The sequence below is a fragment of the Geminicoccus sp. genome (assembly GCF_035556675.1).
In the GTDB taxonomy this organism is placed as follows: Bacteria; Pseudomonadota; Alphaproteobacteria; order Geminicoccales; family Geminicoccaceae; genus Geminicoccus.
The window spans coordinates 1-6,774 of record NZ_DATMFZ010000226.1; the positions used below are offsets into that span (position 1 = coordinate 1).

Here is a 6,774-nt window from a genome sequence, read left to right on the forward strand (position 1 = left end):
CTCCTGGCCGCGACCAACCGGCCGGAGATCCTGGACCCGGCGCTGCTGCGCGCCGGAAGGTTCGACCGCCAGGTCCTGGTCGACCGGCCGGACAAGACCGGACGCATCCAGATCCTCAAGGTGCATATGAAGAAGGCGAAGCTCGCCACCGACGTCGACCCGGAGAAGGTCGCCGCCCTCACTCCGGGCTTCACCGGTGCCGATCTCGCCAACCTGGTCAACGAGGCGACCCTGCTCGCCACGCGGCGCCGCGCCGACGCGGTCACGATGGAGGACTTCAACAACGCGGTGGAGCGGATCGTGGCCGGGCTGGAGAAGCGCAACCGCCTGCTCAACCCGCGCGAGCGCGAGATCGTGGCCTATCACGAGATGGGCCATGCCCTGGTCGCCATGGCGCTGCCGGGCATGGACCCGGTGCACAAGGTGTCGATCATCCCGCGCGGCATCGGCGCGCTCGGCTACACCATCCAGCGCCCGACCGAGGACCGCTTCCTGATGACCAGGGAGGAGCTGGAGAACAAGATGGCGGTGCTGCTGGGCGGCCGGGCGGCGGAATGGGTGGTGTTCCGGCATCTCTCCACCGGTGCCGCCGACGACCTGGCCAGGGTCACCGACATCGCGCGCGCCATGGTCACCCGCTACGGCATGTCGGAGAAGCTCGGCAACGTCGCCCTGGAGAAGGACCAGCGCTCGCTGCTCAGCCCCAACCCGTTGCTGGCGGGACCCCAGGAGCGCGACTTCTCCGACGAGACCGCGGCGGCCGTCGACCAGGAGGTGCGCAGCATCGTGGACGGCACCTTCGAGCGCACCGTGGCCCTGCTCACCGAGCGGCGCGACCTCCTGGAGCGCACCGCGCGGCGCCTCCTGGAAAAGGAGACGCTGGACGAGGCCGAGCTGGCCGCACTGGTCGGCATGCCGGCGAAGAAGGCCGCGGCTGCCGCCCCCGCCTGAGGACGCGGCGCTCAGCCATGGACCAGGCGGGAGTCCTCCGGCGCCTGGTCCCGCTCGGTCATGCCGTAGTCGCGCAGCACCGCGGCGACCCGCAGCCGGTAGTCGGCGAACAGCCCGTCCCGCCCGGCCTTCTGGGCGGCGCGATGGGCGAGCGTCTGCCGCCAGCGCGGCACCGCCGCCTCGTCCTCCCAGAACGACAGGGACAGGAGCTTGCCCGGCTGCTTCAGGCTCTGGAACCGCTCCACCGAGATGAAGCCCGGGGTCCGCTCCAGCTCGGGCAGCAGCGTGGCGGCGATCTCCAGATAGGGCTCCATCCGCCCCCGCCTGGGCACGACCTCGAAGATCACCGCGATCATGGCACGGCCTCCACCTTGCGCAGGAAGCTGCGCTCTTCCTGCAGGATGAGGCGGCGCTCCTCGGCGAACCGGAAGTTGGCCGCCCCAGCCTCATCCGCCCGCAGCCGGGCACGGTAGGCCTCGTAGGCGGCCAGGCTGTCGAAGGAGATCAGCGCCAGCGCGGTGTCGTTGCTGCCCTCGTGCGGCATGAAATAGCCCAGCAGGTCGCCGCCGCAGGCCGGAATCACGTCGAGCCAAGTGCGGGCATAGGCTTCGAACGCCTCCTTCTGGAACGGATCGATGCGGTACCGGATACAGCAGGTGACGGACATCGCCTTCCTTTCGCGACGAGGTGGTTGCCGACGAGAGGGATGCTACCCGCTTGTATGGCGACGATGTTTCGATGAACATCAAATCATGCGAAACGGGCCCGACATCGCGCGCGTGGCAGCCCTGCTGGGCGATCCGGGGCGCGCCAACATCCTGACCGCGTTGCTGGACGGCAGCACACTTACCGCGGGCGAACTGGCCCGGCAGGCCGGAGTGAGTGCGCCAACGGCCAGCACGCATCTGGCCAGGCTCGAGCAGGGCGGCCTGCTGGTCCGGCAGCGCCAGGGTCGGCACAGCTATTTCCGTCTGGCCCATCCGGAGATCGGCCAGCTCCTGGAGGGGATGATGGGCCTGGCCGAGCGGATCGGCCACCGGCGCACCCGGACCGGACCAAAGGAGCCGGCGCTGCGCCTGGCCCGGATCTGCTACGATCATCTGGCCGGCGAGCTGGGCGTGGCGATGCTGGACGCGCTGGTGCGGGACGGCCGGCTCGCTCCCGTGGACGGGCAGCTCCGGCTGACCGAGGCCGGCGAGAGGTTCGTGGCGGACTTCGACATCAGCCTGGCCGATCTTCGCCGGAGCCGGCGGGCGGTCTGCCGGGCCTGCCTGGACTGGAGCGAGCGGCGTCATCATCTGGCCGGCAGCCTGGGGGCCGCCCTGCTCCAGCGCTTCCAGACACTCGGCTGGGCCAGTCGCGAGGCGGGAAGCCGGGTGATCCGGTTCAGCCCGGCTGGCCGGGCCGAGTTTGCCGCGACGTTCCGCCTGACCGGCTGAACCGCCTCGCGGTGCCTCCCGTCCGGGATGCGCCGGACCAAGCTGCGTGTGGCAGCTGGGCATTGGGAGCTGACCGAGGCCATGGGCGGCATCGACTTGTTCGCTGACCGGTCGCACCTGCCGGCGGCGCAGGACCGGGTCATCGCGGACGAGGAGGTGGCCGCGCGTCCCGGAGCTGAACCTGGCGTCCTGGTGCGACCGCCAGGTGGTGCCGGCCAGGCGGCATCGCTGCAGCGGCGATCCACGGGCGGCCGGATCACGTAGATGCTTGCAGTGTGAGCCGCCATATCGCTATCGGGCAGACATACGAATATGAACGGATCATGACAAACATGTTGTGGGTCGTAGGTCTGATTGCGTTGGCGGCCGTCGTGGGCCTGGCGATTTGGGTGTATGATCCGGCCTATCGCCGCGCCTGGCGCACGAGTCCGCGGCGCGAGCAGACACAGGCTCGCCCGACGCTGCAGGAACGCACCATGAGCGAGCCGCCCGCGCGCTGATCGGCGCCCGTCTGGCCGGCCCGGAGGGGCTGCTCCGTTGACGTTCGCCCTGACGATTCCTACATCCGCCGTGGCTGGAACCGGCCTGTTCTTCCTGGATGCGATGATCACCGAGCTCAACAGCCGTTCGCGACAGATCTTCCGCCAGATCGTCGACGCCTATGTCACGACCGGCGAGCCGGTCGGCTCCCGCACGATCGCGCGCAAGCTCGACGAGCAGCTCTCGCCGGCCACGATCCGCAACGTCATGGCCGATCTGGAAGATGCCGGGCTGCTCTATGCGCCGCACACCTCGGCCGGCCGGCTGCCGACGGCGGCAGGCCTGCGGCTTTATGTCGACGGGCTGCTCGAGATCGGCAACGTCAACGACGACGACAAGCGCTCGATCCGCGCCCAGTGCGTCGGCACCGGCAAGAGCCTGGAGGCGGTGCTGGGAGATGCCACCGAGGCGCTGTCCGGGCTCACCCGCCATGCCGGGCTGGTGGCAGCCCCGGCCGGCGACCGGCCGTTCCGCCATATCGAGTTCGTGGCGCTGGGGCCTGGCCGGGCGCTGGTGGTGACGGTGAGCGACCACGGGATGGTCGAGAACCGGATCATCGACGTCCCACTCGGCATGCCGCAGACCTCGCTGATCGAGGCCGGCAACTACATGACGGCCAGGCTGGCCGGCCGCAGCTTCGCCGAGGCGCGCAGCCTGGTGCAGCAGGAGATCGAGGCCAGGCGCGCGGAGATCGACGAGGCGACCCAGCGCGTGGTCGAGGCGGGCCTCGCCACCTGGGTCAAGCCCGGCGGCGATGCGTCCGACGGCTTCCTGATCGTGCGCGGCCAGTCCAAGCTGCTCGACGACGTGCAGAACCTAGTCGAGCTGGAACGGGTGCGCCACCTGTTCGAGACGCTGGAAACCCGCAAGAACCTGCTCCGGCTGGTCGAGGCCGCCCAGTCGGGCAACGGGGTGCAGATCTTCATCGGGGCCGAGAACGAGCTGTTCGGCCTCTCGGGCTGCTCGATGGTGATCGCCCCCTACCGGGCGCCCTCGCCCGATCAGGCGCAGTCCTCGGTGGTGGGTGCGATCGGCGTGATCGGCCCGACCCGGATGAATTACGCGCGGATCATCCCCATGGTGGACTACACCGCAAGGGTGGTGAGCCGCATGCTCGGTCATAACGGTGATGGAAGCAGGGAATGACGACGGAACAGGCAGCGAATGCCAATCCTGACACGGAAGCGGTGGTCGAGGAGACCCAGGCCCCCGATCTCGAGCAGGAAGTCGCCGACCTGAAGGACAAGCTCCTGCGTGCGCTGGCGGATGTCGAGAACATGCGCCGCCAGAAGGATCGCGAGGTGGAGGACGCGCGGCGCTACGGTGTCACCCGGATTGCCCGCGACGTGCTGGAGGTGGCCGACAATCTGGGCCGTGCCATCGCTGCCGTGCCGGCCGAGGCCGCCGAAGCGGACCCGGCGCTGAAGAACCTCCTCACCGGCGTGGAGATGACCGAGCGCAGCCTGCAGACCGTGCTCGAGCGCCACCAGGTGAAGCGGATCGATCCGCAGGTCGGCGAGAAGCTCGACCCGAACCGCCACCAGGCGATGTTCGAGGTGCCGCGGGCCGATCTGGCGCCCGGCACGATTGCCGAGGTGATGCAGGCCGGCTATCTGATCGCCGACCGCCTGTTGCGGCCGGCGATGGTCGGCGTCGCGGCACGGCCGGCCGAGGCCGCCGACCAGGCGCCGTCCGGCGAACCAGGCGCCAGCGTCGACACGCGGGCCTGAGACGCGGCAGATGGTGACCTGCGGGCAGCGGCGCGGGGCAGAGGACCTTCGATGAAGACTGGTGTGAAGCGGGTGGTGCTGGCCTATTCGGGCGGGCTCGACACCTCGGTGATCCTGCGCTGGCTGCAGGACAATTACGGCTGCGAGGTGGTGACCTTCACCGCCGATCTCGGCCAGGGCGAGGAACTGGAGCCTGCCCGGTCCAAGGCCGAGCTGATGGGTGCCAGCCAGATCTTCATCGAGGACCTGCGCGAGGACTTCGTCCGCGACTACGTGTTCCCGATGTTCCGGGCGAACACGGTCTATGAGGGCCAGTACCTGCTCGGCACCTCGATCGCCCGGCCGCTGATCGCCAAGCGCCTGGTCGAGATCGCGCACCAGACCGGCGCCGACGCCGTGGCGCACGGCGCCACCGGCAAGGGCAACGACCAGGTCCGCTTCGAGATCTCGGCCTATGCGCTGGATCCCTCGATCAAGGTGATCGCCCCCTGGCGCGAATGGGACCTGAACTCGCGCGAGAAGCTGATCGAGTATGCCGAGGCCCGGCAGATCCCGATCCCGCGCGGCAAGCGCGGCGAGCCGCCCTACTCCACCGACGCCAACCTCCTGCACATCTCGTATGAGGGCAAGGCGCTGGAGGACCCCTGGGTCGAGCCGGACGACGAGATGTTCACCCGCTCGGTCTCGCCCGACGCGGCGCCCGACCGGCCGACCTATGTCGAGATCGACTTCGAGCGGGGCGATCCGGTCGCGGTGGACGGCGTCCAGCTCTCGCCGGCGGCTCTGCTGACCCGGTTGAACGACCTGGGCGGGGCCAACGGCATCGGCCGGCTGGACCTGGTGGAGAACCGCTTCGTCGGCATGAAGTCGCGCGGCGTCTACGAGACGCCCGGCGGCACCATCCTGCTGGCGGCGCATCGCGGCATCGAGAGCATCACGCTGGACCGGGGTGCGGCGCACCTCAAGGACGAGCTGATGCCGCGCTATGCCGAGCTGATCTACAACGGCTTCTGGTTCACGCCGGAGCGCGAGATGCTCCAGGCGGCAATCGACAAGAGCCAGGAGAACGTGACCGGCACGGTGCGGCTCAAGCTGTTCAAGGGCAGCGTCCAGGTGGTCGGCCGCAAGTCGCCCTACACGCTCTACAGCCATGAATACGCCACCTTCGAGGCCGACACGGTCTACGACCAGCGCGATGCGGAAGGCTTCATCAAGCTGAACGCCCTGCGCCTGCGCATCAAGGGCCTGTCCGGTAAGCTCGCCGCCAAGAAGCAGGCCGAGGGCTGACCCTGCCTCCCCGCCGGCTCCCGTGACAGCGGGCCGGCGGGTGGTTCTCGGGTTCGTTCGTGCAGAACACGGGTCCGCCGGACCCGGACATGACCTTCGTCGCTCATGGCATTCCCCATGCAGGCGGGGAACCCACCAGTGCGGGCGTCTGCCTGTGGATCCCCCGGACGAGCCGGGGGATGACGGATGGCAGTGGAAGCTGCTCGGGTTCGTTTCGTCGATGCGTCCAGCGACCGGGCTCGGGTTCGTTTCGTAAAATGCTGTTCGGGTCGGGTGGGAGCGGCATCGATCATCCGGTGCTGGTGGATCGCACAGGATGGCAGATCTAGGCCTATCTTCCTAGAACCATCAGCGGACGATCAGCTCCAGCGGTGCCTTCGCCAGGGGCTCGGCCTTGGCTTCGGTGACGAGCGAGGTGCGGGCCAGCGTCATGGCGCGGCCGGTTTCGCTGTTCATCAGGATGATGTGGATGAAGAAGGTCATGCCTGGGCCGATCACCACCGGGTTGCCGGCGTAGAACATCGGCCAGTCCATCCAGGACGGGGCATAGACGGCGCCCAAGGAATAGCCGGTGGCGTTCAGGCGGTGAGCCTGCATGCCGTGGCGGTCGAGCACGGCGGCCTGGGTGTCGAACACCTCGCCCATGGTACGGCCGGGCACCAGGGCGGCCTCGGCGGCGAGCAGCGCCTCGCTTGCGGCGTCGAACATCCGGTGGTGCTCGTCATCCGCCCTCCCCACCAGGAGGGTACGCATCAATGCTGCATGATACTGGCGATAGACGCCGGCGAACTCCAGGGTGAGCTGGTCTTGTGGGTCCAGCCTGCGCC

The 6,774-nt window shown here is 69.0% G+C and carries 9 protein-coding genes and 1 pseudogene; 7 read left to right on the forward strand and 3 right to left on the reverse strand.

The features are described from left to right. Positions 1-951: pseudogene (locus tag VNS22_RS16150) on the forward strand (cell division protein FtsH); the annotation flags it as partial. Positions 952-962: 11 nt separating this feature from the next. Here the strand turns inward: VNS22_RS16150 and VNS22_RS16155 are convergent. Together VNS22_RS16155 and VNS22_RS16160 are read right to left on the reverse strand one after the other, a co-directional pair. Beyond that, complete coding sequence (locus tag VNS22_RS16155) at positions 963-1,307, reverse strand: antibiotic biosynthesis monooxygenase (protein ID WP_325734183.1); 345 nt, start codon at positions 1,305-1,307, stop codon at positions 963-965. Further along, the gene (locus VNS22_RS16160) at positions 1,304-1,618 is read right to left on the reverse strand and encodes an NIPSNAP family protein (protein ID WP_325734185.1); all 315 of its coding nucleotides are present in this window, start codon (positions 1,616-1,618) and stop codon (positions 1,304-1,306) included. The genes VNS22_RS16155 and VNS22_RS16160 overlap by 4 nt, the downstream gene beginning before the upstream one ends. A gap of 85 nt (positions 1,619-1,703) precedes the next feature. Here VNS22_RS16160 and VNS22_RS16165 point away from each other — a divergent pair, with 85 nt between their 5' ends. From VNS22_RS16165 to VNS22_RS16190, 6 genes are all read left to right on the forward strand, one after another. Beyond that, complete coding sequence (locus tag VNS22_RS16165; RefSeq protein WP_325734187.1) at positions 1,704-2,390, forward strand: winged helix-turn-helix domain-containing protein; 687 nt, start codon at positions 1,704-1,706, stop codon at positions 2,388-2,390. An 81-nt stretch (positions 2,391-2,471) separates the two neighbouring features. After that, positions 2,472-2,654, forward strand: a complete 183-nt coding sequence (locus tag VNS22_RS16170) for a hypothetical protein (RefSeq protein WP_325734189.1) — start codon at positions 2,472-2,474, stop codon at positions 2,652-2,654. A gap of 11 nt (positions 2,655-2,665) precedes the next feature. Next, the gene (locus tag VNS22_RS16175) at positions 2,666-2,890 is read left to right on the forward strand and encodes a hypothetical protein (RefSeq protein ID WP_325734191.1); all 225 of its coding nucleotides are present in this window, start codon (positions 2,666-2,668) and stop codon (positions 2,888-2,890) included. A 103-nt stretch (positions 2,891-2,993) separates the two neighbouring features. Then, complete coding sequence (hrcA, locus tag VNS22_RS16180) at positions 2,994-4,076, forward strand: heat-inducible transcriptional repressor HrcA (RefSeq protein WP_349261813.1); 1,083 nt, start codon at positions 2,994-2,996, stop codon at positions 4,074-4,076. Further along, positions 4,073-4,660 (forward strand): nucleotide exchange factor GrpE, encoded by a 588-nt coding sequence (gene grpE, locus VNS22_RS16185; RefSeq protein ID WP_325734194.1) that lies wholly within the window; start codon positions 4,073-4,075, stop codon positions 4,658-4,660. Before hrcA ends, grpE begins: the two co-directional genes overlap by 4 nt. Before the next feature lie 51 nt (positions 4,661-4,711). Continuing rightward, a complete protein-coding gene (locus tag VNS22_RS16190) occupies positions 4,712-5,947 on the forward strand; it encodes an argininosuccinate synthase (protein ID WP_325734195.1) in 1,236 nt (411 codons plus the stop codon). Positions 5,948-6,295: 348 nt separating this feature from the next. Here VNS22_RS16190 and VNS22_RS16195 read toward each other — a convergent pair. Continuing rightward, positions 6,296-6,774: M24 family metallopeptidase (locus tag VNS22_RS16195; protein ID WP_325734197.1), on the reverse strand; the 479-nt coding region annotated here is incomplete at its 5' end.

Bases quoted from the DNA above. Each gene is read 5' to 3' on its own strand.
- VNS22_RS16165 (WP_325734187.1), top strand. From the start codon at position 1,704: ATGCGAAACGGGCCCGACATCGCGCGCGTGGCAGCCCTGCTGGGCGAT.
- VNS22_RS16155 (WP_325734183.1), bottom strand. From the start codon at position 1,307: ATGATCGCGGTGATCTTCGAGGTCGTGCCCAGGCGGGGGCGGATGGAG.
- grpE (WP_325734194.1), top strand. From the start codon at position 4,073: ATGACGACGGAACAGGCAGCGAATGCCAATCCTGACACGGAAGCGGTG.
- VNS22_RS16190 (WP_325734195.1), top strand. From the start codon at position 4,712: ATGAAGACTGGTGTGAAGCGGGTGGTGCTGGCCTATTCGGGCGGGCTC.
- hrcA (WP_349261813.1), top strand. From the start codon at position 2,994: ATGATCACCGAGCTCAACAGCCGTTCGCGACAGATCTTCCGCCAGATC.
- VNS22_RS16170 (WP_325734189.1), top strand. From the start codon at position 2,472: ATGGGCGGCATCGACTTGTTCGCTGACCGGTCGCACCTGCCGGCGGCG.
- VNS22_RS16160 (WP_325734185.1), bottom strand. From the start codon at position 1,618: ATGTCCGTCACCTGCTGTATCCGGTACCGCATCGATCCGTTCCAGAAG.